The sequence below is a fragment of the Allobosea sp. Root670 genome (assembly GCF_001429415.1).
GTDB lineage: Bacteria > Pseudomonadota > Alphaproteobacteria > Rhizobiales > Beijerinckiaceae > Allobosea > Allobosea robiniae.
The window spans coordinates 624,819-649,041 of the sequence record NZ_LMJU01000001.1 but is presented as its reverse complement, the minus strand read 5'-3'; the positions used below and the strand labels follow the sequence as shown (position 1 = coordinate 649,041).

Annotated in this window: 28 protein-coding genes and 1 pseudogene; 25 read left to right on the top strand and 4 right to left on the bottom strand. The window is 68.1% G+C overall.

Translation table 11 applies throughout. From position 1 onward, the window contains the following. Positions 1 to 51 precede the first annotated feature (51 nt). Positions 52 to 435, bottom strand: coding sequence for a DUF2267 domain-containing protein (locus tag ASE61_RS02985; RefSeq protein ID WP_061964463.1), 384 nt, complete (start codon positions 433 to 435; stop codon positions 52 to 54). 154 nt (positions 436 to 589) lie between these two features. Here ASE61_RS02985 and ASE61_RS02980 point away from each other — a divergent pair, with 154 nt between their 5' ends. Continuing rightward, positions 590 to 2,134, top strand: coding sequence for a helicase HerA-like domain-containing protein (locus tag ASE61_RS02980; protein ID WP_061964461.1), 1,545 nt, complete (start codon positions 590 to 592; stop codon positions 2,132 to 2,134). Between the two features lie 130 nt (positions 2,135 to 2,264). Here the strand turns inward: ASE61_RS02980 and ASE61_RS02975 are convergent, their stop codons facing one another. Then, a complete protein-coding gene (locus tag ASE61_RS02975; RefSeq protein ID WP_061965544.1) occupies positions 2,265 to 3,608 on the bottom strand; it encodes an Nramp family divalent metal transporter in 1,344 nt (447 codons plus the stop codon). Between the two features lie 292 nt (positions 3,609 to 3,900). Between ASE61_RS02975 and ASE61_RS02970 the strand changes: the two genes are divergently transcribed. The 9 genes from ASE61_RS02970 to ASE61_RS02935 all read left to right on the top strand — a co-directional run bounded on the left by ASE61_RS02970 (position 3,901) and on the right by ASE61_RS02935 (position 11,021). Then, positions 3,901 to 5,283: a M20/M25/M40 family metallo-hydrolase gene (locus tag ASE61_RS02970; protein WP_061965542.1), complete on the top strand. Its 1,383-nt coding sequence runs from the start codon at positions 3,901 to 3,903 to the stop codon at positions 5,281 to 5,283. Further along, complete coding sequence (locus ASE61_RS02965; protein ID WP_061964458.1) at positions 5,280 to 5,861, top strand: TIGR00730 family Rossman fold protein; 582 nt, start codon at positions 5,280 to 5,282, stop codon at positions 5,859 to 5,861. The genes ASE61_RS02970 and ASE61_RS02965 overlap by 4 nt, the downstream gene beginning before the upstream one ends. A 160-nt stretch (positions 5,862 to 6,021) precedes the next feature. Then, entirely contained in the window at positions 6,022 to 6,423 is a 402-nt protein-coding gene (locus ASE61_RS02960; protein ID WP_061964456.1) for a hypothetical protein, read from the top strand. Further along, a complete protein-coding gene (locus ASE61_RS02955) occupies positions 6,401 to 7,663 on the top strand; it encodes a DNA-packaging protein (protein WP_061964454.1) in 1,263 nt (420 codons plus the stop codon). Before ASE61_RS02960 ends, ASE61_RS02955 begins: the two co-directional genes overlap by 23 nt. Positions 7,664 to 7,699: 36 nt before the next feature. Further along, positions 7,700 to 8,881 carry a phage portal protein gene (locus tag ASE61_RS02950; protein WP_061964452.1) on the top strand — a complete coding sequence of 394 codons (1,182 nt, stop codon included), beginning with the start codon at positions 7,700 to 7,702 and terminating at the stop codon, positions 8,879 to 8,881. Continuing rightward, positions 8,878 to 9,078, top strand: coding sequence for a hypothetical protein (locus ASE61_RS02945; RefSeq protein ID WP_170843290.1), 201 nt, complete (start codon positions 8,878 to 8,880; stop codon positions 9,076 to 9,078). The genes ASE61_RS02950 and ASE61_RS02945 overlap by 4 nt, the downstream gene beginning before the upstream one ends. After that, positions 9,075 to 9,257 carry a hypothetical protein gene (locus tag ASE61_RS26275; RefSeq protein ID WP_156406958.1) on the top strand — a complete coding sequence of 61 codons (183 nt, stop codon included), beginning with the start codon at positions 9,075 to 9,077 and terminating at the stop codon, positions 9,255 to 9,257. The genes ASE61_RS02945 and ASE61_RS26275 overlap by 4 nt, the downstream gene beginning before the upstream one ends. Then, complete coding sequence (locus tag ASE61_RS02940; protein WP_061964450.1) at positions 9,254 to 9,754, top strand: HK97 family phage prohead protease; 501 nt, start codon at positions 9,254 to 9,256, stop codon at positions 9,752 to 9,754. Before ASE61_RS26275 ends, ASE61_RS02940 begins: the two co-directional genes overlap by 4 nt. A gap of 22 nt (positions 9,755 to 9,776) precedes the next feature. Then, positions 9,777 to 11,021: a phage major capsid protein gene (locus tag ASE61_RS02935; protein ID WP_061964448.1), complete on the top strand. Its 1,245-nt coding sequence runs from the start codon at positions 9,777 to 9,779 to the stop codon at positions 11,019 to 11,021. A 6-nt stretch (positions 11,022 to 11,027) separates the two neighbouring features. Here the strand turns inward: ASE61_RS02935 and ASE61_RS02930 are convergent, their stop codons facing one another. Together ASE61_RS02930 and ASE61_RS02925 are read right to left on the bottom strand one after the other, a co-directional pair. Further along, on the bottom strand, positions 11,028 to 11,870 hold the full coding sequence (locus tag ASE61_RS02930; protein ID WP_061964446.1) for a S1 family peptidase: 843 nt from the start codon (positions 11,868 to 11,870) through the stop codon (positions 11,028 to 11,030). 63 nt (positions 11,871 to 11,933) lie between these two features. Continuing rightward, on the bottom strand, positions 11,934 to 12,713 hold the full coding sequence (locus ASE61_RS02925; RefSeq protein WP_082617049.1) for a S1 family peptidase: 780 nt from the start codon (positions 12,711 to 12,713) through the stop codon (positions 11,934 to 11,936). 112 nt (positions 12,714 to 12,825) lie between these two features. On the opposite strand from ASE61_RS02925, the gene ASE61_RS02920 reads away from it, so the two are divergent. From ASE61_RS02920 to ASE61_RS02860, 15 genes and pseudogenes are all read left to right on the top strand, one after another. After that, positions 12,826 to 13,395: a head-tail connector protein gene (locus tag ASE61_RS02920; RefSeq protein ID WP_082617173.1), complete on the top strand. Its 570-nt coding sequence runs from the start codon at positions 12,826 to 12,828 to the stop codon at positions 13,393 to 13,395. A 2-nt stretch (positions 13,396 to 13,397) separates the two neighbouring features. After that, on the top strand, positions 13,398 to 13,733 hold the full coding sequence (locus ASE61_RS02915) for a phage head closure protein (RefSeq protein WP_061964442.1): 336 nt from the start codon (positions 13,398 to 13,400) through the stop codon (positions 13,731 to 13,733). After that, positions 13,730 to 14,140, top strand: a complete 411-nt coding sequence (locus ASE61_RS02910) for a DUF3168 domain-containing protein (protein WP_061964441.1) — start codon at positions 13,730 to 13,732, stop codon at positions 14,138 to 14,140. Before ASE61_RS02915 ends, ASE61_RS02910 begins: the two co-directional genes overlap by 4 nt. An 80-nt stretch (positions 14,141 to 14,220) precedes the next feature. Beyond that, entirely contained in the window at positions 14,221 to 14,631 is a 411-nt protein-coding gene (locus ASE61_RS02905) for a phage major tail protein, TP901-1 family (RefSeq protein ID WP_061964439.1), read from the top strand. A gap of 10 nt (positions 14,632 to 14,641) precedes the next feature. Next, entirely contained in the window at positions 14,642 to 14,983 is a 342-nt protein-coding gene (locus tag ASE61_RS02900) for a gene transfer agent family protein (protein ID WP_061964437.1), read from the top strand. A 26-nt stretch (positions 14,984 to 15,009) separates the two neighbouring features. Continuing rightward, a pseudogene (locus ASE61_RS25835) lies at positions 15,010 to 15,180 on the top strand (phage tail assembly chaperone); the annotation flags it as partial. A gap of 36 nt (positions 15,181 to 15,216) precedes the next feature. Continuing rightward, positions 15,217 to 15,813 (top strand): phage tail tape measure protein, encoded by a 597-nt coding sequence (locus ASE61_RS02895; RefSeq protein WP_061965538.1) that lies wholly within the window; start codon positions 15,217 to 15,219, stop codon positions 15,811 to 15,813. 11 nt (positions 15,814 to 15,824) lie between these two features. Further along, entirely contained in the window at positions 15,825 to 16,463 is a 639-nt protein-coding gene (locus ASE61_RS02890; RefSeq protein ID WP_061964435.1) for a DUF2460 domain-containing protein, read from the top strand. A gap of 9 nt (positions 16,464 to 16,472) precedes the next feature. Further along, complete coding sequence (locus ASE61_RS02885; protein ID WP_061964434.1) at positions 16,473 to 17,354, top strand: DUF2163 domain-containing protein; 882 nt, start codon at positions 16,473 to 16,475, stop codon at positions 17,352 to 17,354. Beyond that, the gene (locus ASE61_RS02880) at positions 17,351 to 17,782 is read left to right on the top strand and encodes an NlpC/P60 family protein (RefSeq protein ID WP_061964431.1); all 432 of its coding nucleotides are present in this window, start codon (positions 17,351 to 17,353) and stop codon (positions 17,780 to 17,782) included. The genes ASE61_RS02885 and ASE61_RS02880 overlap by 4 nt, the downstream gene beginning before the upstream one ends. Then, positions 17,782 to 19,536 (top strand): baseplate megatron protein TIM-barrel domain-containing protein, encoded by a 1,755-nt coding sequence (locus ASE61_RS27465; protein ID WP_320409851.1) that lies wholly within the window; start codon positions 17,782 to 17,784, stop codon positions 19,534 to 19,536. The genes ASE61_RS02880 and ASE61_RS27465 overlap by 1 nt, the downstream gene beginning before the upstream one ends. Continuing rightward, positions 19,517 to 21,715: a baseplate megatron protein TIM-barrel domain-containing protein gene (locus ASE61_RS27460; RefSeq protein WP_320409850.1), complete on the top strand. Its 2,199-nt coding sequence runs from the start codon at positions 19,517 to 19,519 to the stop codon at positions 21,713 to 21,715. Before ASE61_RS27465 ends, ASE61_RS27460 begins: the two co-directional genes overlap by 20 nt. Positions 21,716 to 21,777: 62 nt before the next feature. Then, the gene (locus tag ASE61_RS02870) at positions 21,778 to 22,095 is read left to right on the top strand and encodes a PepSY domain-containing protein (RefSeq protein WP_061964429.1); all 318 of its coding nucleotides are present in this window, start codon (positions 21,778 to 21,780) and stop codon (positions 22,093 to 22,095) included. A gap of 39 nt (positions 22,096 to 22,134) precedes the next feature. Continuing rightward, positions 22,135 to 22,803: a response regulator transcription factor gene (locus ASE61_RS02865; RefSeq protein WP_061964427.1), complete on the top strand. Its 669-nt coding sequence runs from the start codon at positions 22,135 to 22,137 to the stop codon at positions 22,801 to 22,803. 9 nt (positions 22,804 to 22,812) lie between these two features. Beyond that, the gene (locus ASE61_RS02860) at positions 22,813 to 24,192 is read left to right on the top strand and encodes an ATP-binding protein (protein ID WP_061964425.1); all 1,380 of its coding nucleotides are present in this window, start codon (positions 22,813 to 22,815) and stop codon (positions 24,190 to 24,192) included. Positions 24,193 to 24,223 lie beyond the last annotated feature (31 nt).

The window sequence follows — 24,223 nt, the reverse complement described above, 5'->3', positions numbered from 1 at the left end:
CGCGGCGCTATCCTGAGACAGCGCCGCGGCGTTCTGGGAATTCCAAGGGGATCAGACGAACTGGCCGAGGCCCGGAATCGCGCCGACGATGGCACCCATCGCATCCTCGCCGGCCTTCTCGCGACCGACCGTGAACATTTCCTTCGAGACGCTCTGGATCTGGCCCATCGTCAGGCCAGCGCCCATCAGCTGGCCGCCGAGGGCCATGACGCCGCCGCCGCCCATCAATCCGCCGATCGCGCCGAGCATGCCGCCCTTGGCGCCGCCTTCGGCATCGGCCAGCGCCTGCGCGCCGGGCAACGCCGCCATCAACTGGCCGATCTCAGCGGCCGGGCCTTCCTTCTGCAGGAAGGCGAGGATGATGCCGACCGCCTTGCGAGCGAGCTCCTCATTGATGCCGGCGGCCCCAGCCACGCGCGTCAGCAATTCTTCCATGGATCCAAAACCCCTCGTCAAATGGCTTCGCCACGAAGCCTCCAAAATAGTTTATATGTTTACGATCTGATTTCCAACGGCCCCGGGCTTCCGCCTTCTGCGTCGTTTGGTTACACCCTTGCCGGACCGATTTGAAACCTGATGGGCGAATTCAATGGCGAATGACGGCGCGATTCTGATCGGCAAGAGCGGCAAGCCCGAAAACCTCCTGCTCAAGCTCGCCAATCGCCATGGACTGGTGACGGGCGCCACCGGCACCGGCAAGACGGTGACGCTGCAGGTGATGGCCGAGGGTTTCGCCCGCAACGGCGTCCCGGTCTTCGCGGCCGACATTAAGGGCGACTTGTCCGGCATCGCGGCGCCCGGCGATTCCAAGCCGCCCTTCGTCAACCGGGCCAAGGAGCTCGGCCTGAAATACGAGCCTGACCAGTTCTCGACCGTGTTCTGGGACGTGTTCGGCGAGCAGGGCCATCCGGTCCGCGCGACGATTTCCGAGATGGGGCCGCTGCTACTGGCGCGCCTGCTCGACCTCAACGACACGCAGGAAGGCGTGCTCAACATCGCCTTCCGCATCGCCGACGAGCAGAAGCTGCTGCTGCTGGATCTCAAGGATCTTCGTGCGATCCTGAGCTTCATCGCCGAGAATGCGCAGGAGCTGACGACCAAATACGGCAACGTCACCTCGGCGACGGTCGGCACGATCCAGCGCGCCTTGCTCGTTCTGGAGAACCAGAAGGGCGATCTCTTCTTCGGCGAGCCGGCGCTCGACATCAACGACCTGATGAAGACGGATCGCGACGGGCGGGGCATCGTCAACATCCTCGCCGCCGACAAGCTGATGAACAATCCGCGGCTTTACGCGACCTTCCTGCTCTGGCTGCTTTCCGAGCTGTTCGAGCAGCTTCCGGAGGTTGGCGATCTCGACAAGCCGAAGCTCGTCTTCTTTTTCGACGAGGCGCATCTGCTCTTCAACGGCGCGCCTAAGGCGCTGCTGACGGCGGTCGAGCAGGTCGTGCGCCTGATCCGCTCGAAGGGTGTCGGCGTTTATTTCGTCACGCAGAACCCGCTCGATATCCCCGATACGGTGCTCGCCCAGCTCGGCAACCGCGTCCAGCACGCGCTGCGTGCCTTCACCCCGCGCGACCAGAAGGCGGTGCGTGCCGCCGCCGAGACCTTCCGCCAGAACCCGAAGATCAACACCGAGGAGGCAATCAGCCAGCTCGCCGTCGGCGAGGCCCTGATCTCGATGCTCGAAGGCAAGGGCTCGCCCGAGATGGTCGAGCGCGCGCTGATCGCGCCGCCGATGGCGCAGGTCGGCCCCTGCACCCCGCAGCAGCGCCAGCAGGCGATCAACGCCTCGCCCGAGAAGGGCAAATACGACACCATGGTCGACCGGGAGTCGGCCTATGAAGTGCTGATGAAGCGCAAGAACCTCAACCCGGATGGCTCGCCGGTCGAGGCGTCGACGGATGGCGGCGGGGGCGGCGGCATCCTCGACACGATCGGCGGCTGGCTCGGTGGCGGGGCGCCGCAGCAGCGCCCGAAGACGGGGCCGGGCTCGCGTGGCGGTCCGCTGCCGCAGAGCATGACCGAGAAGATCATCACCTCGGCCGCCCGCTCGGCCGCGACCTCGATCGGTCGGCAGGTCGGCAGCGCGATCCTGCGGGGTATTCTCGGCTCGATGTCGGGGAAGCGCTGACGGTTTTTCGTCATGGTCGGGCTTGTCCCGACCATCCATGTCTTCGCTGATCGCGGGCGGTGTTCAAGACGTGGATGCTCGCCACAAGGGCGAGCATGACGCCTGTCGGGGCAAGTGGCACTATCGCCCCTCACGCCCCCGTGGCGAAATCGTAGATCAGCTTGAGGTTCAGCACGATGATGATCGCGGCGATGATGCCTGCGGTCAGGCTGAGCCAGCGGGGCGCGACGAGCGCACCCATCTTCTGCTTCGAGGCCGTGAACATCACGAGCGGCACCACCGCGAAGGGCAGTTGCAGGCTGAGCACGACCTGACTCAGGATCAGCAGCTTCGCCGTTTGGCTTTCGCCATAGATCAGCGTGACCGCGATCGCCGGTACGATCGCGACCAGGCGCGTCACCAGCCGACGCATCCAGGCGGGCAGGCGGATGCGGAGGAAGCCCTCCATCACGATCTGGCCGGCCATGGTCGCGGTCACCGTCGAGTTCAGGCCGCAGCAGAGCAGGGCGATCGCGAAGAGCGAGGGCGCGATCGAGGCGCCCAGCAGCGGCTGCAGGAGCTCCTGCGCCTTGCCGAGTTCGGCGACGTCATGGTGGCCGGCCTTGTGGAAGGTCGCGGCGGCCAGGATCAGGATCGAGGCATTGATCAGCAGCGCGAAGCAGAGCGCGACGGTGGAGTCGATCGTCGCGAATTTCAGCGCCTCGCGCTTCTCCGGCAGCGTCTCGCCATAGGCGCGGGTCTGCACGATGCCGGAATGCAGGTAGAGGTTATGCGGCATCACGGTCGCGCCGATGATGCCGAGCGCGATGTAGAGCATGTTCGGGTTTGTCACGATCTCGGTCGTCGGCGCGAAACCGCGGATGACCTCGCCCCAGTTCGGATCGGCGAGCGCGATCTGGATGCCGAAACACAGCGCGATGACACCGAGCAGCGTGATGATGAAGGCTTCGATACAGCGGAAGCCGCGCGTCTGCAGCCAGAGGATGATGAAGACGTCGAAGGCGGTGATCAGCACGCCGATCTCGAGCGGGATGCCGAAGAGCAGGTTGAGGCCGATCGCGGTGCCGATCACTTCGGCGAGGTCGGTCGCGCAGATCGCAAGCTCGGCCAAGAGCCAGAGCGGCCAGGCCATATAGGGCGGATAGGCATCGCGGCAGGCCTGGGCGAGATCGCGGCCGGAGGCGATGGCGAGCCGCGCGCAGAGCGACTGCAGGATGATCGCCATCAGGTTCGAGACCAGAGCGACGACGAGCAGCGTGTAGCCATACTGGGCGCCGCCGGCGAGCGATGTAGCCCAGTTGCCGGGGTCCATATAGCCGACGGCGACGAGATAGCCCGGCCCGAAGAAGGCGAGGAACTTGCGCCAGGTCGACGAGGTCGGCGTGACCTTGATGGTGCGGAAGACATCCGTCAGGGACGGCTCGCCCCGCGATCGAAGCCAGATCGACGAGGATTCGGGGCCGCTTTGCGTCATCACGATGCCTTGCTGCAACTTGGTTGCAATAAGGGGTATCGGCTTCCCATCGCTGTGTCAACGCAATTGCGAATGATTGGCAATTAGCGATCTGGACGTCATTGCGAGGAACGAAGCGAAGCAATCCAGAGGGACTGGATTAAACCTCTCACCCGGTCCCCCGGGATTGCTTCGCTGCGCTCGCAATGACGGATGGCGGGGAGGGCGCCGGGCGGCAATGCGCGAATAGAGGCTGACGCCCGCAGCGGGGCTTGCCATGATGGCGTCATCTGAATCGCATCCGATGGCTGTCATGACCAAGCTTCCCGCTATTCTCGCTCGCCTTGACGACGGGCTCGATGCCTCGCTCGACCGTCTCTCCTCCTGGCTCGAGATCCCCTCGATCGGCACCGATCCGGCCTACAACGCGCAGACGCGCGCCGCGGCCGAATGGCTGCGGGCCGACCTGGAAGGCCTCGGCTTCAAGGCGGAGCTGCGCGAGACCGGCGGGCATCCCGTTGTCCTCGCCCATCGTCCCAAGCCCGGCGCGCCGCATGCGCTGTTCTACGGCCATTACGACGTGCAGCCGGTCGACCCCGTCAGCCTCTGGGACACTGACCCGTTCAAGCCGGTGGTGCGCGAGCTCGAGCCCGGCCGCAAGATCATCTCGGCGCGCGGCGCCTGCGACGACAAGGGCCAGGTGATGACCTTCATCGAGGCCGTGCGTGCGACGCTGGCCGAGACCGGCGACCTGCCGATTGGCCTGACCATCCTTGTCGAGGGCGAGGAGGAATCCGGATCGGTCAATCTGCCCGGCTATATCAAGGCCAATGCGGCCGAGCTGAAGGCCGACTATGCGCTGGTCTGCGACACCGGCATGTGGGACCGCGAGACCCCGCTGATCACCTCGACGCTGCGCGGCATGGTCTATCAGGAGGTCACGCTGACGGCCGCCGATCGCGACCTGCATTCCGGCCTGTTCGGCGGCGCGGCCGCCAACCCGATCCATCTCCTCGCCCGCATCCTCGGCGAGATTCATGACGAGACCGGCCGCATCACCATTCCCGGCTTCTACGAAGGCGTGCGCGAGCCGACCAACGCGCAGAAGGCCGAATGGGCCGATCTCAACCTGACGGAGAAGGACTTCCTCGGGCAGGTGGGGCTGAAGCATTCCATCGGCGAGAAGGGGCGGATGCTGATCGAGCAGATCCAGTCGCGCCCGACCTGTGACGTCAACGGCATTTGGGGCGGCTATACCGGCGAGGGCAGCAAGACCGTCATTCCAGGCCAGGCCTCGGCCAAGGTTTCGTTCCGCCTTGTGGGCGACCAGGACCCGGCGAAGATCGCCGCCGCTTTCCACCAGTTCATCCGCGAACGCCTGCCGGAGGATGTGACCGCCGAATTCATCAGCCATTCCGGCTCGCCGGCGCTGGCGGTTCCCGTGGATTCGCCCGTGCTCCAGAAGGCGCGCGTCGCGCTCGCCGAGGAATGGGGCGGGCGCGTCGTCTCGATCGGCAGCGGTGGCTCGATCCCCGTCGGTGGCGATTTCAAGCGCACGCTCGGCATCGACACGCTCTTCGTCGGCTTCGGCCTCGACGATGACCGGGTCCACTCGCCCAACGAGAAATACGACCTGTCCTCCTTCCACAAGGGCCAGCGTTCCTGGGCCCGCATCCTGCAGGCTCTCGGTTCATGAGATCGGTTTGCGTCTTCTGCGGCTCCAACCCCGGCAATGACCCCGTCTATGCGGCAGGCGCCCGCGCCATGGGCGCCGAGATTGCCCGGCGCGGCCTGACGCTGGTCTATGGCGGCGGCGCGGTCGGCCTGATGGGTATCGTCGCCAATGCCGCGATGGAGGCCGGCGGCCAGGTCCATGGCGTCATTCCGCAGGCGCTGAAGGACAAGGAGGTCGGCCATGTCGGGCTGACCCGGCTCGAGGTCGTCGACACCATGCATACCCGCAAGGCGCGCATGGCCGAACTCTCGGACGGGTTCATCGCCATGCCCGGCGGCATCGGCACCTTCGAGGAATTGTTCGAGATCTGGACCTGGGGCCAGCTTGGCATCCATGCCAAGCCGCTCGGCCTGCTCAATGTCGCTGGCTTCTACGATCCGCTGGCGACCTTCCTCGATCGCACCGTCGAGGCCGGTTTCCTGAAGCAGAACCACCGGGCGATGGCGATGACCGATACCGAGCCGGCGACGCTGCTCGACCGGATGGAAACCTACGTTCCCGCGGCGACCTACAAGTGGATCGAGAAGGAACAGGCCTGACAGCTCTGAGGCGATGCCTCTCAGGATTGTAGGAATTTTATCCTTGACATCGTGACGCTGATCCGGTAGAGATCAGGAACGCTCACGAAATCTGCCCGAACGAAGCCGCCGCGCTCTGCAGCCGGCGGCTTTTTCGTGCCTGTCATCCGAGAGGGACGTCATGGCCGAACAGGACTGCGCCCCGCCGCAATCGCCCTCCGAGCCGAAGCCGAAACGTACGACGGTGTCCCGCAAAGCGGTTGTGGGTCAGCTCTGGCGTGCCGCCAAGCGCCAGATCGACACCCACGAGGAACATCTCGCCGACCTGCCGAAGGGCACAACCGCGAGCGAGGCCGACGCCAAGGCGCTGGCGGTGCTCGCTCGCACCGTCCGCGAGCTGGTCGCGATCGAGGAGCCCCCGGCCGCAAGGAAGGACAAGCATACGGATGAGCCTTCCGCTGCCGACGATCTGCGACATGTCGCACAGCTCCGTCAGGATCTTGCTCGACGTCTTGAGGCCCTTGCCGCTCGGGACGCGAGTGAGAATTCTCAAGAAGCTGATGCCGACGGCGACGCCGGATGAGGTCGAACTCATCCGGAATACCTGGGACATCTGGGCGCGCCCCGACCAATTGCCGCCCGAACCGCTGAAGCCGATCTGGCTGGTGCTGGGTGGGCGCGGTGCCGGCAAGACCCGCACCGGCGCCGAATGGGTCAAAGGCATGGCGCTGGGGCATCCGCCCTTCGCGGATGCGCCGACGGAGCGGATCGCCCTCGTCGGCGAGACGCAAGCGCAGGTCCGTGACGTCATGATCGAGGGCGTTTCGGGATTGCTCTCGATCCATACGCGCTGGGAGCGGCCGGTCTGGCAGCCCTCGCTGCGACGCCTGCAATGGACGAACGGCGCGATCGCGCAGGTCTTCACGGCCGAGGACCCGGAAGGGCTCCGCGGCCCGCAATTCGGCGCGGCCTGGTCCGATGAACTGGCGAAATGGCCGAACCTCGGGGAGTGCTGGGATATGCTGCAATTCGGCCTGCGCCTCGGCGATCATCCCCGCCAGGTGGTGACGACGACGCCGCGCCCGCTGCCCTTGGTGAAGCGCCTCCTGGTCGAGCCGCATGTCGCGGTGAGCCGGGCACGGACGCAGGACAACCGCTACAACCTCGCCGCCGAATTCGTCCGCACGGTCACGCAAACCTATGGCGGCACGCGGCTCGGCCGGCAGGAACTCGACGGCGAGATCGTCGAGGAAAGCGCCGACGCGCTCTGGACGCGGGCGATGATCGAGGCGGCCCGCGAGCGCGAGAAGCCTGCACTGGCCCGCATCGCGGTCGCGGTCGATCCGCCCGCCACCTCCTCGCAGCGGGCCGACCGCTGCGGGCTGGTGGTTGCCGGTGTCGATCATGACGGCATCGGCCATGTGTTGGAAGACGCGACCTTGGCAGGCGCCCGGCCGCAGGAATGGGCGGAGAAGGCGGTCGCGCTCTATCGCCGCCACGAGGCGGATGCGCTCGTCGTCGAGGTCAACCAGGGTGGCGAGATGGTCGAAAGCATCATCCGCGAGGTCGATGCCGGCGTGCCCGTTGTTTCCGTGCGGGCGACGCGTGGCAAGTATCTCCGGGCCGAGCCGGTGGCGGCGCTTTATGCGCAGGGTCGGGTACGCCATGCCGGGGCCTTTCCCGCGCTCGAAGACGAGATGTGCGCCTTCGGTCCGCGCGGCCTCGAAACCGGCCGCTCGCCGGACCGGCTTGATGCGCTCGTCTGGGCGCTCACGCATTTGATGCTCGCGCCAAAGGCCCGGCCGCGGGTGAGGGGGATCTAGCCCTCGCTTCTTTCACGCTCCAACAGCGAGATATCCATGTTCGATTTCCTTCGCAGCCTGCGCGGCCGAGCCGCGCCGGGCCAGAAGCGCTCGCGCGTCGGGCCGCTGATCGCGCTGCATGAGACAGGGCGCGCCGTCTGGACGCCGCGCGACTACGTTGCTCTCTCGCGGGAGGGTTATGAGCGAAACCCGGTCGTGCATCGCTGCATCCGCCTGATCGCGGAAGCGGCGGCGCAGACGCCGTTCGTCGCCAAGCTCGGCTCGCGCGAGGTGCCGGAACATCCGGCGCTCGCGCTGATCGAGCGGCCCAATCCGCGCCAGGGCGGCATTGCCTTCCGAGAGATGCTGGTCGGCCACCTGATGGTCGCCGGCAACGCCTATGTCGAGGCGGTCAGTGCTGGCCGCGAGCCGCGCGAGCTCTATGCGCTGCGGCCCGACCGGATGCGTGTGGTGCCCGGCCGCGACGGCTGGCCCGAGGCCTACGATTATACGGTCGGAGGCGACACCGTGCGCTTCCGGCAGGACGAGGGCGGCCTGCCGCCGATCCTGCATCTGACGCTGTTCCATCCCGTCGACGACCATTACGGCCTGTCTCCGATCGAGGCGGCGGCGGTCTCGCTCGACATCCACAACGCCGCCGGGAGCTGGCACAAGGCCCTGCTCGACAACGCCGCGCGGCCGTCCGGCGCCCTGGTCTATGATGGGCCGGAAGGCGCGACGCTGACCGAGGCGCAATTCGAGCGGCTGAAGCAGGAGCTGGAGGACTCGTTCCAGGGCGCGCGCAATGCCGGCCGCCCCTTGCTGCTCGAAGGCGGGTTGGACTGGAAGCCGCTCTCGCTGACGCCGGCGGAACTCGATTTCGTCGCCGCCAAGGGCGTCGCCGCCCGCGAGATCGCGCTCGCCTTCGGTGTGCCTCCGTTGCTGCTCGGCCTGCCCGGCGACAACACCCACGCGAATTTCGCCGAGGCCAACCGTGCGCTCTGGCGCCAGACCGTCATTCCGCTGGTGCGCCGGACGGCGCAGTCGCTGGCGCAATGGCTCGGCCCGGCCTTCGGCGATGAACTCGTGCTGGAGCCCGATCTCGATGCCATCGAGGCGCTTGCCGAGGAGCGGGAATCGCTCTGGCGCCGGCTCGGTGCTGCGAGCTTCCTCGACGAGGACGAGAAGCGGGAGGCCGTCGGCTATGGCCGGCGCGCCTCCGGGAAGGAGGTCTCATGAACATGCTCGAACAGGTCGTCGCGGCCTTTGTCGGCCGTGCCGATGTCGGCCATCTCGGCCTGCTGCTCTGGGCGGCGAGCGCCTCGGGGCTGGCATGGCTCGTCCTGCGTGAGCTGACCGCCGCCAATCGCCGCTTCGACGATTTCGTCCGCGAGCTCAACCGCTTCAACGCACGCCACGAAGGGGACCCGTCATGAAAGGCAGAAACGGTGTGGCCAAGCCTCCGCCCAAGGCTCCCGCGGCGGCCGGTCGCGCGGGGAGGGCGCCGCGCAACGGCGCGCCGGTCGAGACCTTCAGCCGCTTCGTCAGCCAGCTCGCCAAGCTCGAGAGCGAACGGACGAAGGGCGGCCGTGACGGTGCGGAGGGAGAGCGATGACGCCAGCCCGCGCCTCGTTCGAATCCAAGCTGCTGCCGGTCCAGCCGGCCCGGGTCGGATTGGACGGCCTGTTCGAAGGCTATGCCAGCCTCTTCCGCATTCCCGACCTCGGCAAGGATATCGTCGAACCCGGCGCCTTCTGCGAGAGCCTGCAGCGGCGCGGGCCGGGCGGCGTGCGGATGCTCTGGCAGCATGATCCGGCCGAGCCGATCGGGCGCTGGTCGAGCCTCATCGAGGATGGTCGCGGCCTGTTCGTGCGCGGCCGGCTCTCGCTCGCCGTCGCCCGCGCCCGCGAAATCCACGCGCTCATGCTCGACGGCGCGGTCGACGGGCTGTCGATCGGCTTTCGCCACGAGAAGGCCCGTACCGAACCCCGCACCGGCCTGCGTCGACTCGAACGCATCGATCTCTGGGAAGTGTCGGTCGTGACCTTCCCCATGCTGCCCCAGGCCCGGATCGCCGCCGTCAAGGCGATGCGGCCTTCCGCCTTCATCTGACTGATCACCCCGAGGAGAGACCATGAGCCATCTCAACACCGCGCCTGAGACCAAGGCTGCCGGCGCCGATCTCGCACTGGCTTTCGAGGATCTGCGCTACACGCTGGAGAATTACCGCGCCACCAACGAGGAGCGCCTTGCGGGCCTCGAAGCGCGCCAGGGCGCCGACCCGCTGACCGAGGAGAAGCTCGTCCGCATGGACGCGGCGCTCGACGACACCATGCGCCGCATCGACCGGCTGACGCTGGAGCGCGCCCGTCCGGCGCTGGGCCAGGACGGCCCGCGCGATCCGCTGACGGCGGAGCACAAGGCAGCCTTCGCCTCCTATGTCCGTACCGGCGAGGCCGGCGGGCTGAAGCGGCTTGAGGCCAAGGCGCTCTCGGCCGGTTCCGGTCCGGATGGCGGCTACCTCGCGCCGGCGACCGTCGAGGGCGAGATCCTGCGCCGCCTGGCGAATGTCTCGCCGATCCGCTCGCTCGCCACGGTCCGCACGATCTCGTCGGGCACCTACAAGAAGGCCTTCTCGACCACGGGTCCGGCCTCCGGCTGGGTGGCCGAGACGGCGGCGCGGCCGCAAGGGTCTTCGCCGACCCTGGCCGAGCTTTCCTTCCCGGCCATGGAACTCTACGCCATGCCGGCAGCGACGCAGACCCTGCTCGACGACGCCATCGTCGATATCGACCAGTGGATTGCCGAGGAGGTCGAGAGCGCCTTCGCCGAGCAGGAGGGCGCGGCCTTCGTCACCGGCGATGGCGTCGACAAGCCGAAGGGCTTCCTGGCCTATCCGACGATCGCCGACGCGAGCTGGAGCTGGGGCAATATCGGCGTGCTCAACACCGGTGTGGCCGGGGCCTTTCCGGCCTCGAACCCGGCCGACGTGCTCATTGATCTCGTCTATGCGCTGAAGGCCGGCTATCGCCAGAACGCTTCCTTCGTGATGAACCGCAAGGTTCAGGCGACGGTCCGCAAGTTCAAGGACGCCAACGGCCATTACCTCTGGCAGCCTCCGGCCTCGGCCGGCGCGCCGGCGACGCTGCTCGGTTTCCCGCTGGTCGAGGCGGAGGACATGCCGAATATCGCGACCAGCGCGGTCTCGATCGCTTTCGGCGATTTCCGGCGCGGCTATCTCGTCGTCGACCGGGCGGGGGTGCGCATCCTGCGCGATCCCTATTCGGCCAAGCCCTATGTCTTGTTCTACACGACCAAGCGCGTCGGCGGCGGCATCCAGGATTTCGCCGCGATCAAGGGGCTGAAGTTCGCGGTTTGAGCTATTTCAGCGCGAAAACCACCAGCTGAAGGCGGCGCGCGGCTCGGCCGCCTGCTCCGGCGGCGGCTCGCGGCCGAGCGAGCGCAGTCGTGCGCTGCCCTCAGCGATCCAGTTGCGGTATTCACTGACGGGCGTGATCGCGGTGAAGCCGCCGCAGATCCGCTTCGCCCGTGTCTTCAGCGGGCCGCTCGACCAGCTGACGATGCCGACGAGTTCGCGCGAGCGGGCTCCGCCCCGCAGCACCGGTCCGCCGGAATCGCCACGGCAGGCGCCGGCCCCCTCCGTCTCGCCGCGGGCTTCGGCGTCGACCGCGACCTTGACCGTGTTTTGCGTGGTGTAGTTGCCGGCGTTGACGAGCTGTGTCTCCCGCAGGCGACGGGCCGTGCGCTTGTTGTTCTCCGCCGACAGCCCGTAGCCGGCCATGGTGATGGTCTCGCCCTGCCAGAGGCCGCTGCCGAGCGTCAAAGGCTCGATATCCCCGGGCAGCGGTTGCGCCAGGCGCAGCAGGGCGAGGTCCGTACCGGGCTGGGTGCGGGGCGTCGTCCCGGGCACGAAGCTCGGATGCGGCAGCACCGCGACGACGAGCTGACGCCGCGCCCGGAAGCGGGCGTCGAGGCTGACGACGCTGATCGAGCCGCCGCCCATCAGGCAATGCGCCGCGGTGAGGACGATCTCGGGCGCGATCACCGCGCCCGAGCAGAGTTCGCCCCGGCTCGTCTCGATCCTGACGGTCGAGGCGCGGGCGCCGAGCGCATCGCGCGAAACGACGCCGCCGACCACGGCGCGTGCCGGATGAGCGGCACCGACGACAAGGAAACAGGCAAGGGCGAGCAGTGAGCGAGAGATCATGAAGCAAACCAATGGACCGGCCGATCAATCTAGGGAGTGGCGCGCCACAGTCCAGCCTTTCCGTCAGCGGTCACGAGTCCAGCGGGCAGCTTCGCCCCATTTCGACAGGGTCTTGTCGATCCAGCCGCGCTGCGGCGCGACCAGGACGCCCTGGCTGAGCAGGCCGCATTGGCGCCCTGCCGGCCCGGTCGACCAGCTCGTGACCGCGACGATTCCGCCTTCGTTGAAGATCGGCCCGCCCGAATCGCCCTGGCAGGCGCCGGCGCCCGGCCGCTTGCCACCGCCGGCATTGTCTGCCGCCCAGAGCAGGATGCGGCCGGGTCCATAGGGCTCCACGGCGGTCAGCGCCGCCGAGCGATAGGTGCCGGTACTGCGGGCCTCGCCCTCGCGGGACACGCCGTAGCCGGCCAGCGTGATGCTGCTGCCGGCGCGTGGCAGCGAGCCGTCGACGAGGCTAGCCGCGCTGAACCGGCCGGGCAGGGGCTCGGTCAGGCGGATCAGCGCAAGGTCGATCGTGCGACGGCGGCTGCGAATCGCGCCCGCGTCGAATTCCGGATGCAGTGCGACCGAGGCGGGCACGATCAGGACCGGTTCGCCGGCGTCACGCCAATGGACGCGCAATTCCGCACCGCCGGCCGCGCAATGGGCGGCGGTCAGGATGGCGCGCGCCGACAGGACGATGCCTGTGCAAACCCCGCCGCGGGCATTGAGCACCATCAGGGTCGAGGCGGCTGCCGGTCCGCCCTCCTGCCCGGCCACAACAGCTTGCGCGGGGCTGGGACCGAAGCTGCTGGCCGCGGCACAGGCGAAGCCGATGGCGGCGATCCGGTTGGCGATGTGCATCGGGGGCTCCTCTCCGAGAGAGCGCTGATAGCGCGCCCGGCGCCCCAGATGAACCCTCTCGGCTGCTTCTTTGCAGCCGTTCCATGAAATCGAACCGATGAAGGGAGCGCTCATGACGCCGCTTGCCCTGGGCCCGCCGGCGATGGAGCCGGTGACGCTCACTGAAGCTCGCCAGTTCCTGCGCCTCGACCAGACCGACGAGGACGCCCTGCTCGCCACCCTGATCACGGCCGCCCGGTTGATGATCGAGGCAGCGTCGGGCCGCTGCCTGGTCGAGCAGCCCTGGCGCATCGTGCTCGACCGCTGGCCGGCCGGCGGCGAGATCCGCATGCCGCTCTCGCCACTGCTGCGGATCGAGGCCGCGCGTGTCTACGACGTGCTGGGTGCGGCGCAGGAGGTGGCGACCGCGTCCCTGACCTTGGACGAGGCCGCCGACCCGCCGGTCATTCGCCTGACGGGAGAGGTGCCCGAGATCGGCCGTGCGCATGGCGCGATCGAGATCGACGTCGCTGCCGGCTACGGGGCGACCGCCGTCGCCGTTCCCGCGCCGTTGCGGCAGGCGGTCCTGCGTCTCGCCGCCCGCTGGTTCGAGCAGCGCGGCGATGTCGCCGGGCGCGATGCGCAGGCGCTGCCGGCTGCCATTGCCGCGCTGGTCGCGCCGTTCCGCCGTGGGAGGCTGTGATCATGGCGGAGCAATCTGCCGCCGTTGGCCGGATGCGGCGCCGGCTCGTGCTAGAGGCGCCGGTGGCTTCGCCTGATGGCCTTGGTGGCGAGACGCAGAGCTTCGAGACTGTTGCTGCACTTTGGGCGCAGGTCGAGTGGATTTCGGGCGCCGAGGTCTGGCGTCAGGGGCGGCCGGAGCAGTCCCGCAACTACCGCATCACCATGCGCTGGCGCAGTGATGTCGATGCCGGCCGGCGCTTGCGCGATGGCGATCGCCTGTTCGATATCCGCTCCGCCGCCGATCCCGATGGCGCGCGCCGGCGGCTGGTCTGCCTAGTCGAGGAGGTGACGCCATGAGTGACGCCATCCTTGCGCTGCGTGCCGCCGTTCAGGGGCGCCTCGTCGCGGATTCAGGCCTGACCACGCTGATCGGCTCCGATCGGATCTTCGACGAAGCCCCGCGCGCGGCGCGCGGGCTCTATGTCGTCCATGGCGAGGTCGAGGCGCGCGACTGGTCGACTGGCAGCGACCGGGGCTGCGAGCAGGACTTCGCGCTCGTCGTCTGGGCCGCACAGAGCGGCTCGTCGCGCCAGGCGCTCGAGGCGGCCGGCCTGATCGTCGCGGTGCTCGATCAGGTCGATCTCCCCCTGGACGGGCATGCGCTGGTCAATCTGCGCTGGCTGTCGAGCCGGCTCGCTCGCGAGACGCGCAACGGCCTCCCCCATGTGACGATCCGCTTCCGCGCCGTCACCGAAACGCTTTAGGGCCCTGTTTTATCGCATTTTCTTCACGCGAACCGGTTCCCACTTCGCTCGAAAATGCTTCAGATACAAAGGAGAGCCGCATGACGGCACAGAAGGGCAAGGATCTGCTGCTCAAGGCGGCGGATGGCGCCGGCGGCTTCGTCACGGTCGCCGGCCTGAGGGCGCGACAGATCGCCTTCAACGCCGAGACCGTCGACGTGACGCATTCGGAATCGGCCGGGCGCTGGCGCGAATTGCTGGCGGGTGCCGGGGTGCGCCGTGCCAGCATCAGCGGCGCCGGCATCTTCAAGGACGAGGCCTCCGACGCGCTCGTCCGCCAGACCTTCTTCGACGGGTCGATCCGGGACTGGCAGATCGTCGTGCCGGATTTCGGCACGATCGCGGGTCCGTTCCAGCTCACGGGCCTCGAATATCGCGGCGACCATGCCGGCGAGGTCACCTTCGACCTGTCGCTGGAATCGGCCGGGCTCCTGGCCTTCGCGGCGCTTTGAGGAGGCGGACATGGTCAATCGTCATCGCGGCGAAACCGCGCTCATGGTTTCCGGCGAAACCCTGCCGATGCGGCTCACGCTCGGCGCTCTCGCCGAGCTCGAACATGCTTTCGCCGTCGACAGCCTGCCGGCTTTGGGCGAGCGCTTCGTCGAGGGCAGGCTCTCCGCCCGCGACATCATCCGCATCATCGCCGCCGGCCTGCGTGGAGCGGGCAGGGCGATCCGTGACGAGGATGTCGCGGAACTCTCCTTCGACGGCGGCCTGAACGGCGTGATCAAGGCGGCGGTCGCCTTGCTCGAAGCCACTTTCGGCGAGGGCGATGAGCCCCGCCCTCCGCAGCCGCCGGCGTAGGTGCGCCGGCGGGTTTTCCCTGGGACGAGGTGATGGCCTTCGGCTTGGGCCGGCTGGCCTGGCCGCCCGAGTTTTTCTGGGCGGCAACGCCGCGCGAGATCGCGGCGGCGCTGCGGGCCCATCAGGGCGGGTCCCGAGGCTTCCCTCCGGAGCGCCCGGCACTCACGGCGCTGATGGACGCCTTCCCCGACGCCTGAGGCGGCAATTCCAACCAACCTATCGAGGTGATGGTCATGACGGATGATGACGGCATCGATGCGGGACACCTTTCCGATCTCAGGACGATGGACCGGCTGACCCAGTCATTGAACCGATCCTCGGAGAGTTTCGGGAAGTCGATCGTCAGCGCCTTCTCGCGCGGCGCCGTCGAGGGCAAGCGCTTCGAGGACGTGCTGCGCAGCGTCGGCCGCTCGATGACCGACAGCCTGCTCAAGACCGCGCTGAAACCGCTGCAGACCGGGCTGTCGAGCCTGCTCGGGAGCAGCATCAAGGGCTTGAGCGGCCTGTTCGGCGGCATCGGGTTGGGTGGGGCCAGTGGCAGCGTTCCGGTCGCCCCTTTCGCCGAGGGCGGCATCGTCGCCTCGCCCTCCTATTTCCCGACTGGGCGCGGCCTCGGCCTGATGGGCGAGCGCGGCGCCGAGGCGATCATGCCGCTCGCTCGCGGCCCGGACGGGCGGCTCGGCGTGCGTGCCGGCGGCGGCGGGCAGGCCCGGCCGCTCAACGTCGTCGTGCAGGTCTCGACGCCCGATGCCGATAGTTTCCGCCGCTCGGAGGCGCAGGTCTCGGCCGCTATCGCCCGCGCGGTCGCACGCGGCAGACGCGCGCTCTGAAGGAGCAAAGCATGCCGGATTTCCATGAGGTTCGCTTCCCGCTCGATGTCGCACGCGGGGCGCGCGGCGGGCCGGAGCGCCAGACCCAGATCGTGACGCTCGCCTCCGGCCGGGAGGTGCGCAACAGCCGCTGGGCGCATTCGCGCCGCCGCTACGATGCCGGGCTCGGCATCCGCAATCTCGATGCCCTGGCGGCGGTGGTGAGCTTCTTCGAGGAGCGCCGCGGCCGCCTCCATGGGTTTCGCTGGCGTGACCAGCTCGACTGGAAGAGCTGTCCACCCTCGCAGGAGCCGGCGGCGACCGATCAGATCATCGGGATCGGCGATGGCGTCACTGCCGTCTTCCAGCTTTCCAAAGCCTATGGGAGCGGCGCGTCGGCCTATAGCCGCGAGATCACCAAGCCCTGCGAGGGCACGATCCGGGTCGCCGTGGATGGTGTCGAGCTGGCGGGCAGCGCCTTCTCCTGCGACCTCTCGACCGGGCAGGTCACCATCGCCGCGGGCTCGATTCCGCCATCGGCGGCCGTCCTGACCGCCGGCTTCGCCTTCGACGTGCCTGTTCGTTTCGACACCGATGCGATCGAGGTCGACCTCTCCGCCTTCGCGGCCGGCGAGATCCCGCGCGTTCCCGTGGTCGAGATCATCCCCTGAGGCTGCCCCATGCGTGACATTCCATCCGGCCTCGCTGCCCATATCGAGACGGCCGCGACGACGCTCTGCCATTGCTGGAGCCTGACGCGCCGCGACGGCCTTGTGCTCGGCTTCACCGATCACGATCGCAGGCTGTCCTTCGACGGTATCGATTTCGCAGCCACGACGGGCCTGGAAGCGGCGGAAAGCGCGGCGGAGCTCGGCTTCGCGATCGGCGGCGGCGAGGTCGCCGGCGCCTTCGCCGCCTTCGGGCTGAATGAATCCGATCTGGCGCGCGGGCTCTATGACGATGCGCGGGTGCGCATCTGGCTGGTTAACTGGGCCGTTTCCGACCAGCGCGTGCTGATGGAAGAGGGGTTCGTCGGCGAGATCAAGCGGGGCGAGGCGAGCTTCACCGCCGAGATCCGCAGCTTTGCCAAGGCGTTCGACGAGGAGCGGGGCCGGCTCTACCTGCGCTCCTGTTCCGCGGACCTTGGCGACGCGCGTTGCGGTGTCGCGCTCGCCGCGACGGAAGGCCATGTTGTCGAAAGTGACGGCCGCCTCTCGCTCTTGGCCGGGGGCATGGTCTCCTATGCCGATGGCCATTTCACCGGTGGCCGGCTGATCTTCACCAGCGGCGCGAATGCCGGCTTCGCCGTCGAGGTGAAGCGCCATGGCCGGGAAGGCGCGCAGGCGCTGTTCCAGCTCTGGCAGGCGCCGGCGGCGGAGATTCTCCCCGGCGACGGCTTCAGGGTGACGCCGGGCTGCAACAAGAGCTTCGCCACCTGCCGCGCCAAATTCGCCAATGGCGTGAATTTCCGCGGCTTCCCGCATATGCCGACGAACGATTTCATCATCGGCGGCGTACGACCCGGCGACGGGGCGCTCGACGGCGGGAGCCTGTTCCGATGACGCGCGACGAGATCGTCGACGCCGCGCGGCTCTGGCTGGGCACGCCCTATCATCATCAGGCCTCGCTGCGCGGCGTCGGTTGCGATTGCCTCGGGCTGGTGCGCGGCGTCTGGCGCGATCTCTGTGGCGACGAGCCGGAAACGCCGCCGCCCTATTCGCCGAGCTGGGCGGAAAGCCTGCGGCAGGAGACGCTGGCGTTGGCGGCTGCGCGGCATCTGCGATCGCTCGCGGCGATCGAAGCGCGGCCGGGCGACGTCCTGCTTTTCCGCTGGCGCGAGCATCTGCCGGCGAAGCACTGCGCGATCCTCGCGGGGCCGGACCGCATCATCCATGCCCATGACGGCGCGGCCGTCGCCGAGGTCGCTTTCACGCCCTGGTGGCGGCGCCATCTCAGCCATGCCTTTTCCTTCCCCGGAGTGACCGACTGATGGCGACGCTTCTTCTCCAGGTTGCCGGCGCTGCCCTCGGAACGGCCTTGGGCGGGCCGGTGGGCGGCGTTATCGGCCAGGCTTTGGGCGGGCTCGCCGGCGCGAGCATCGACCAGGCCTGGCTCGGCAGTGCCGGTGGCAACAAGGTCGTCGACGGCCCGCGCCTCAAGGAGGTGAATGGCCTCGCGGCGACCGAGGGCGCCGCGATCCCGCGCCTCTACGGCCGCGCGCGGCTCGGCGGGCAACTGATCTGGGCGACGCGCTTCGAGGAGGAGGTCACCGTCTCGGTCACGCGCTCGAAGAGCGGCGGCAAGGGGGGGCGCTCGAAGAAGACCTACGAGACGATCTACAGCTACCACGCCAATCTCGCGATCGGCTTGTGCGAAGGACCGATCGCCTTCATCCGGCGCATCTGGGTCGATGGCCGCGAACTCGACGTCCAGACTGTCCAGATGCGTGTGCACCATGGCTACGAGACGCAGGAGCTCGATCCGTTGATCGCGGCGAAGGAGGCGGGCGAGGCGCCGGCCTATCGCGGACTCGCTTATGTCGTGTTTGAGCGCTTTCCGCTGGCCGATTACGGCAATCGCGTGCCGCAATTCGATTTCGAGGTGGTGCGCGCCGTCGACGGGCTCGGCAGCATGATCCGGGCGGTCGCGCTGACGCCCGGTGCGGGCGAATTCGTCTATGATATCCGCCCGGTCAGCCATGAGCCGGAGGCCGGCGTCACCGAAAGCTTGACGCGCCACCAGCTCTATGGCGGCAGCGACGTCGATACCGCGCTCGGCCACCTCGTGGCGCTTTGCCCCAATCTGCGCCGTGTGTCGCTTGTCGTCTCCTGGTTCGGAGACGATCTGCGCGCCGGGACGTGCAGCGTGGCTCCGCGGGCCGAGATCGCACACAAGCCGACGGTCGGGGCGCAGTGGTCGGTCGCCGGGTTGACGCGGTCGTCGGCTCGCATCGTCAGCGCGGTTGACGGCCGGCCTGCTTTCGGCGGGACGCCTTCGGACGAGAGCATCGTCGCGCTGATCAGGCGCCTGCGCTTCGATTACGGGCTCGAGGTCGTACTCTACCCCTTCCTGATGATGGATATCCCGGCTGGAAACGCGCTGCCGGACCCCTATTCGGTCGCGGCGAGCCAGCCGCGCTATCCCTGGCGCGGCCGCATCACCTGCGATCCGGCGCCTGGCCGCCTGGGAAGTCCGGAAGGCCGTGCGGCCGTTACCGCACAGATCGAAGCCTTCGTGGGGACGGTTGTTACGGCCGACATCTCCGTCGTGGGGGAGGCCGTTGTTTGCGCCAAGCCGGATGAATGGTCCTATCGTCGCCTCGTGATGCATTGCGCCGCTCTGGCAAAGGCCGCCGGCGGCGTGGAGGGCTTCGTCATCGGCTCCGAGATGGTCGGGTTGACGCATCTGCGCGGCGCGGCCGGTTATCCGATGGTCGACCAGCTTGCCGCCATCGCGCAGGACGTAAAGGCGATGCTGCCGAGCACGGTGGCGACCTATGCCGCCGACTGGACCGAATATGGCGCGGCTGTCCGCGAAGGCGGAGATAGCGTCGATTTTCCGCTCGACCCGCTTTGGGCCTCTCCTGCGATCGGCGCGATCGGCATCGATTTCTATCCACCACTCTCGGACTGGCGCGATTCCGCGGGCCATGCCGATGCGACCATCGCGCGTGGCCCCGCCGATCTCGCCTATCTGCGCCAGCGCCTGACCGCAGGCGAGGCCTATGACAGGCGAGGCCTATGACTGGTATTATGCCGACGAGGCCGGCCGGGCCGCGCAGACGCGCTTGCCGATCGAAGACGGCGCCTATGACAAACCGTGGATCTTCCGGCCGAAGGACCTCTGGGGCTGGTGGAGCCAGGCTCATATCCGCCGCGCGGGCGGCGTCGAGACGAGTGCGACCCCGTTTGTGCCGGGCGCAAAGCCGATCTGGCTGACCGAGATCGGCGTGCCGGCCGTCGACAAGGGCGCCAATGCGCCCAACATGTTCCCCGATCCCAAATCGGACGAGGGCGGCTATCCGCCGTTTTCGAGCGGCGCGCGCGACGATCTCGTGCAGGCGCGGGCGCTGGAGGCGATCATCTCCGGCTTCGACCCGGCGCGGGTGGGGTTCGATGCCACGCGCAACCCGGTCCACCCGGTCAGCGGCATCCGCATGGTCGATCCCAACAGGATCTTCGTGTGGAACTGGGATACGCGGCCTTTCCCCGCCTTTCCCGATCTCTCCGGCATCTGGGCCGACGGCGCGAATTTCGAAACCGGTCACTGGCTGAACGGGCGCCTCGAAGGCACGCCGGTCGATCGGCTCGTCGCGAAACTGCTGGCTGATTTCGGCTTGCCTGCGGCCGACGCGATCACCGTCGACGGATTCGCCGATGGCTATGTGCTGGATCGCCCGCTATCGGCCCGGCAGGCGTTGGAACCGCTGGCCCAGAGCTTCGGCTTCGACGCGATCATGAGCGCGGGCATGCTGCGTTTCGAGGGCAGGGGCGGCAAGGTCTCGCGCCTGCTCGGCCCCGACGATCTCGTTCCCGATCGCGATGGCGAGCCGTTTGCGCTGCGGCGCAGCCAGGAGACGGAGCTGCCGCTCGAACTGCGCCTTAGCTTCAGCGACAGCGAGGCCGATTATCGCAATGCTGCCGCGCGCTCGCGCCGGCTGGCCGGGGCGGCCCGGCGCGAGGTCGCTGTCGAAACCGCGATCGTGACCCGCTCCGCTGAGGGGCGCCGCCTGGCCGACCAGCGCCTGCAGGAGGCCTGGGCGGCTCGCGAGAGCCTCGAATGCGAACTCTCGCCACGTTGTATCGTGATCGAGCCGGGCGATGTCGTGTCGGTTTCGACCGAGGCCGGCAACCGCCTGTTTCGCGTCACCCGCATCGCCGACGGCCCGACTCGGCGGGTCAGTGCCCGGGCTGTCGAACCGGCGATCTATGTCTCGACCGGAGCGACTGGTGGTACGCGCCCGCCGCGAACGCCACCTGCATTGCCCGGGCGTCCGCTCGCGGTGCCGCTGGCTCTGCCGATCGTCACCGTGCAGCCGCCGCCCTTGCTGTCGCTCGCCGCCTTTGCGGCACCATGGCCCGGCGCGCTGGCGATCTGGCGTGCCGACGAGGCGGGGCTGTTCGCGCTGGACGGCTTCGTCGAGGCGCCCTCGATCGTCGGCGAGACCTTGACGGCATTGCCGCCGGGGCCGCTCTGGCGGACGGATCGGCGTGCCGTGCTGGAGGTCAGGCTGCGCGGCGGCGTGCTGTCCTCCGTTTCGCCGGAAGCAGCCCTGGCCGGCGCGAATGCACTTGCGCTGATTGGGGCTGACGGCGCGATTGAGATCGTAACGGTGTCTCAGGTCGACCTCATCGGACCGCAGCGCTTCCGCCTGTCCGGCCTGGTTCGCGGGATTGGCGGCAGCGAGCCAGCGGCAGGCCGCCTTCTGCCGGCCGGAGCCCGGGTCGTGGTGCTGGACGGAGCAGCCGTCTCGCTGACGAGCGATCTGGCCGATCTTGGCCGGGCGCAGCTTTATCGCGTCGGGCCGGCTCGCGACGATGTCGGTGATGCGACGATGGTCGAGTTCGAAACCTCGGTCGCCGGGGAAGCGCTTGTCCCGCGATCCCCGGTTCGGCCGACGGCGGTCCGCACCGCGGGCGGCATTGCGCTGGCCTGGCTCAGGCGGACGCGAATCGACGGCGATTCCTGGGAGTTGGCGGAGGTACCCCTGGGCGAGGAGAACGAACGCTATGAAATCGGCATCCTCGATGGCGAGAATCTGCTCCATGCCGAAATCGTGAATACCCCCGCCTGGTCCTATCCGGCCGCGCAGGAGCTCGCCGATTTCGGCGCGCAACAGCAGGAAATCGGGCTCTCGCTCCGCCAGCTCAGCACCACTGTCGGGCGCGGGCGCGAATGGCGTGGACGGATTCCCGTGCGCTGATCTACTGTAGCTTGTGAACGAGGCGATGCATTCATGGCGCATTCACGCGGGCAGGCTTAGCCATGTCGACGATGCTGGTCGAACCGATCCTTGCTTTTGCGCTCATCGCCTCTTCGCCGATCGTTCGGGTCGACGATGCGACGCCGATCTCCTGCCTGTCCTCCGAAGAGACGCGCGATGCCGTGGCCGACGGTCGCGTCATGCAACCGGCGGAAGCCTCGCGCCACGCCCGCCATGCCGCTCCCGGCGAGGTCGTCCGCATCAGGCTCTGTCGCCAGGGCGAGGATTTCGTCTATGTGGTGACGACGCTGAAACGTGATGGCCGCGTCGCAAGGGTGACGCTGGAAGGACAATCCGGCAAGATCGCCACCATCCGCTGACAGCCGTCGCGGCCATCCGACAACTGGAGTTAGCCGACCGTGAGATTGCTCGTCGTCGAGGACGACAAGGACCTCAACCGCCAGATCGTGACCGCGCTTGAGAATGCCGGTTATGCCGTCGACAAGGCCTTCGACGGCGAGGAGGGGCTTTATCTCGGCGAGTCCGAGCCCTACGACGCGGTGATCCTCGATCTCGGCCTGCCGAAGGTCGACGGCGTCGCCGTGCTGCAGGGCTGGCGCCGCGCCGGCAAGACCATGCCGGTGCTGATCCTGACCGCGCGCGACCGCTGGAGCGACAAGGTCGGCGGCTTCGATGCCGGCGCCGACGATTATGTCGTCAAGCCCTTCCATATCGAGGAACTGCTGGCCCGCGTCCGGGCGCTGCTGCGCCGCGCCACCGGGCACGCGACCTCGGAACTGGTCTGCGGCCCCGTCCGGCTCGACACCCGCGCGAGCCGCGTTGTCGTCGATGGAAACCCGGTGAAGCTCACCTCGCATGAATACCGCCTGCTCTCCTATCTGATGCACCATCAAGGGCGGGTCGTCTCGCGGACCGAGCTGGTCGAGCATCTCTACGATCAGGATTTCGACCGCGATTCCAACACGATCGAGGTCTTCGTCGGCCGCCTGCGCAAGAAGCTGGGCGTCGATGTCATCGAGACCGTCCGGGGGTTAGGCTATATCGCCGCCGCTCCGGAAAAGGTCTGATCGCGGGCGATGCCGCTCAAATCCCATCGCTATTCGCTGGGAGCGCGGCTGTTCTTCTCGGCGGCCGTCTGCTGCGTGCTGATCCTGGTGCTGGCCGGCGTCGGCCTCACCACCTTCTATCGCCGCTCGGCTGAGCGCGGCTTCGACGAGCGGTTGTCGGTCTATATCAAGCAGCTGGTCGCCGACCTCGCCGCGCCGCCCGAGACCGAGCGCCAAACGGTCGGCGATCTCGGTGAGCCGCGCTTCGACCTGCCGCTGACAGGCTGGTACTGGCAGATCACCAGGCTCGACGGCGAGCGGCCGAATGTCCGCGCCTCGCGCTCGCTGGTCGGCGGGCAACTCCCCAAGCTGCTCGACCAATCGATCGTGCCGAACAGCCGGGGCTTGCGCGAAAGCTATGTTTCTGGGCCCGACGATCGCCGCCTGCGCGTGCTGGAGCGCGAGATCGACGTCGGCGAGGACGGGCGCTTCACCGTCGCGGTCGCGGCGCCCGCCGACGAGATCGAGGGCGACATCCAGGATTTCCGCTTCGCGCTGGCGATGACCTTCCTGCTGCTCGGCATCGCCCTGGTCGCCTCGACGCTCGTGCAGGTGCGGTTCGGCCTGCGCCCACTGGTGCGGCTGCGCGCTGCTGTCGGGGCGGTGCGGACCGGCGAGAATCCGCGGATCGTCGGGCAATACCCGCCCGATCTCGCGCCGCTCGCGAGCGAGCTCAACCAGCTCATCGACGCCAATCACGAGATCCTCGACCGCGCCCGGACCCAGGTCGGCAACCTCGCGCATGCGCTCAAGACCCCGCTCAGCGTGATGATGAACGAGGCCGGCACGAGCGGCGACGGCCAGCTCTCCCAGACCGTCCGCGCGCAGGCTGCGATCATGCGCGACCAAGTCCAGTACTATCTCGACCGCGCCAGGGCCGCGGCCCTCTCGGGTGCGCTCGGCGGCGTGACCGAGATCGCGCCCTCGCTCGATGCCTTGCTGCGTACCTTCACCAAGATCTCGCAGGGGAGAGGTATTTCCGGCTCGCATGCGATCCCGCCCGGCCTGCGCTTCCGTGGCGAGAAGCAGGATCTGGAGGAGATGCTGGGCAATCTCCTCGACAACGCCTTCAAATGGGCGTCCTCGGCAGTCGAGGTTTCCCTTGCCAGTGAGAAGACGGCCGATACCGAGCGGATCGCGCTCCTGATCGACGACGACGGTCCCGGTCTGCCGGCCGAGGCCATGGCCGAGGTTCTGAAGCGTGGCCGCCGGCTCGACGAGACGACGCCGGGTTCAGGCCTCGGGCTCTCCATCGTCGTCGATCTCGCCAAGCTCTATGGTGGCGGCCTGAGCCTTGATCGCTCTCCGCTGGGCGGATTGAGGGCGCGGCTCGAATTGCCTTCGGTTTAGAGGAATTCTTTGTCGCGTGACCCTTTGTCAC

What these genes read in the sequence shown, in the direction of transcription:
- ASE61_RS02860 (WP_061964425.1), top strand. Translation starts at nt 22,813, where the DNA reads ATGCCGCTCAAATCCCATCGCTATTCGCTGGGAGCGCGGCTGTTCTTC.
- ASE61_RS02890 (WP_061964435.1), top strand. Translation starts at nt 15,825, where the DNA reads ATGCCGGATTTCCATGAGGTTCGCTTCCCGCTCGATGTCGCACGCGGG.
- ASE61_RS02965 (WP_061964458.1), top strand. Translation starts at nt 5,280, where the DNA reads ATGAGATCGGTTTGCGTCTTCTGCGGCTCCAACCCCGGCAATGACCCC.
- ASE61_RS02930 (WP_061964446.1), bottom strand. Translation starts at nt 11,870, where the DNA reads ATGATCTCTCGCTCACTGCTCGCCCTTGCCTGTTTCCTTGTCGTCGGT.
- ASE61_RS02980 (WP_061964461.1), top strand. Translation starts at nt 590, where the DNA reads ATGGCGAATGACGGCGCGATTCTGATCGGCAAGAGCGGCAAGCCCGAA.
- ASE61_RS27460 (WP_320409850.1), top strand. Translation starts at nt 19,517, where the DNA reads ATGACAGGCGAGGCCTATGACTGGTATTATGCCGACGAGGCCGGCCGG.
- ASE61_RS02910 (WP_061964441.1), top strand. Translation starts at nt 13,730, where the DNA reads ATGAGTGACGCCATCCTTGCGCTGCGTGCCGCCGTTCAGGGGCGCCTC.
- ASE61_RS26275 (WP_156406958.1), top strand. Translation starts at nt 9,075, where the DNA reads ATGAAAGGCAGAAACGGTGTGGCCAAGCCTCCGCCCAAGGCTCCCGCG.
- ASE61_RS02960 (WP_061964456.1), top strand. Translation starts at nt 6,022, where the DNA reads ATGGCCGAACAGGACTGCGCCCCGCCGCAATCGCCCTCCGAGCCGAAG.
- ASE61_RS02915 (WP_061964442.1), top strand. Translation starts at nt 13,398, where the DNA reads ATGGCGGAGCAATCTGCCGCCGTTGGCCGGATGCGGCGCCGGCTCGTG.
- ASE61_RS02885 (WP_061964434.1), top strand. Translation starts at nt 16,473, where the DNA reads ATGCGTGACATTCCATCCGGCCTCGCTGCCCATATCGAGACGGCCGCG.
- ASE61_RS02955 (WP_061964454.1), top strand. Translation starts at nt 6,401, where the DNA reads ATGCCGACGGCGACGCCGGATGAGGTCGAACTCATCCGGAATACCTGG.
- ASE61_RS27465 (WP_320409851.1), top strand. Translation starts at nt 17,782, where the DNA reads ATGGCGACGCTTCTTCTCCAGGTTGCCGGCGCTGCCCTCGGAACGGCC.
- ASE61_RS02985 (WP_061964463.1), bottom strand. Translation starts at nt 435, where the DNA reads ATGGAAGAATTGCTGACGCGCGTGGCTGGGGCCGCCGGCATCAATGAG.
- ASE61_RS02975 (WP_061965544.1), bottom strand. Translation starts at nt 3,608, where the DNA reads ATGACGCAAAGCGGCCCCGAATCCTCGTCGATCTGGCTTCGATCGCGG.
- ASE61_RS02880 (WP_061964431.1), top strand. Translation starts at nt 17,351, where the DNA reads ATGACGCGCGACGAGATCGTCGACGCCGCGCGGCTCTGGCTGGGCACG.
- ASE61_RS02940 (WP_061964450.1), top strand. Translation starts at nt 9,254, where the DNA reads ATGACGCCAGCCCGCGCCTCGTTCGAATCCAAGCTGCTGCCGGTCCAG.
- ASE61_RS02920 (WP_082617173.1), top strand. Translation starts at nt 12,826, where the DNA reads ATGACGCCGCTTGCCCTGGGCCCGCCGGCGATGGAGCCGGTGACGCTC.
- ASE61_RS02900 (WP_061964437.1), top strand. Translation starts at nt 14,642, where the DNA reads ATGGTCAATCGTCATCGCGGCGAAACCGCGCTCATGGTTTCCGGCGAA.
- ASE61_RS02945 (WP_170843290.1), top strand. Translation starts at nt 8,878, where the DNA reads ATGAACATGCTCGAACAGGTCGTCGCGGCCTTTGTCGGCCGTGCCGAT.
- ASE61_RS02895 (WP_061965538.1), top strand. Translation starts at nt 15,217, where the DNA reads ATGACGGATGATGACGGCATCGATGCGGGACACCTTTCCGATCTCAGG.
- ASE61_RS02925 (WP_082617049.1), bottom strand. Translation starts at nt 12,713, where the DNA reads ATGCACATCGCCAACCGGATCGCCGCCATCGGCTTCGCCTGTGCCGCG.
- ASE61_RS02905 (WP_061964439.1), top strand. Translation starts at nt 14,221, where the DNA reads ATGACGGCACAGAAGGGCAAGGATCTGCTGCTCAAGGCGGCGGATGGC.
- ASE61_RS02935 (WP_061964448.1), top strand. Translation starts at nt 9,777, where the DNA reads ATGAGCCATCTCAACACCGCGCCTGAGACCAAGGCTGCCGGCGCCGAT.
- ASE61_RS02950 (WP_061964452.1), top strand. Translation starts at nt 7,700, where the DNA reads ATGTTCGATTTCCTTCGCAGCCTGCGCGGCCGAGCCGCGCCGGGCCAG.
- ASE61_RS02870 (WP_061964429.1), top strand. Translation starts at nt 21,778, where the DNA reads ATGTCGACGATGCTGGTCGAACCGATCCTTGCTTTTGCGCTCATCGCC.
- ASE61_RS02970 (WP_061965542.1), top strand. Translation starts at nt 3,901, where the DNA reads ATGACCAAGCTTCCCGCTATTCTCGCTCGCCTTGACGACGGGCTCGAT.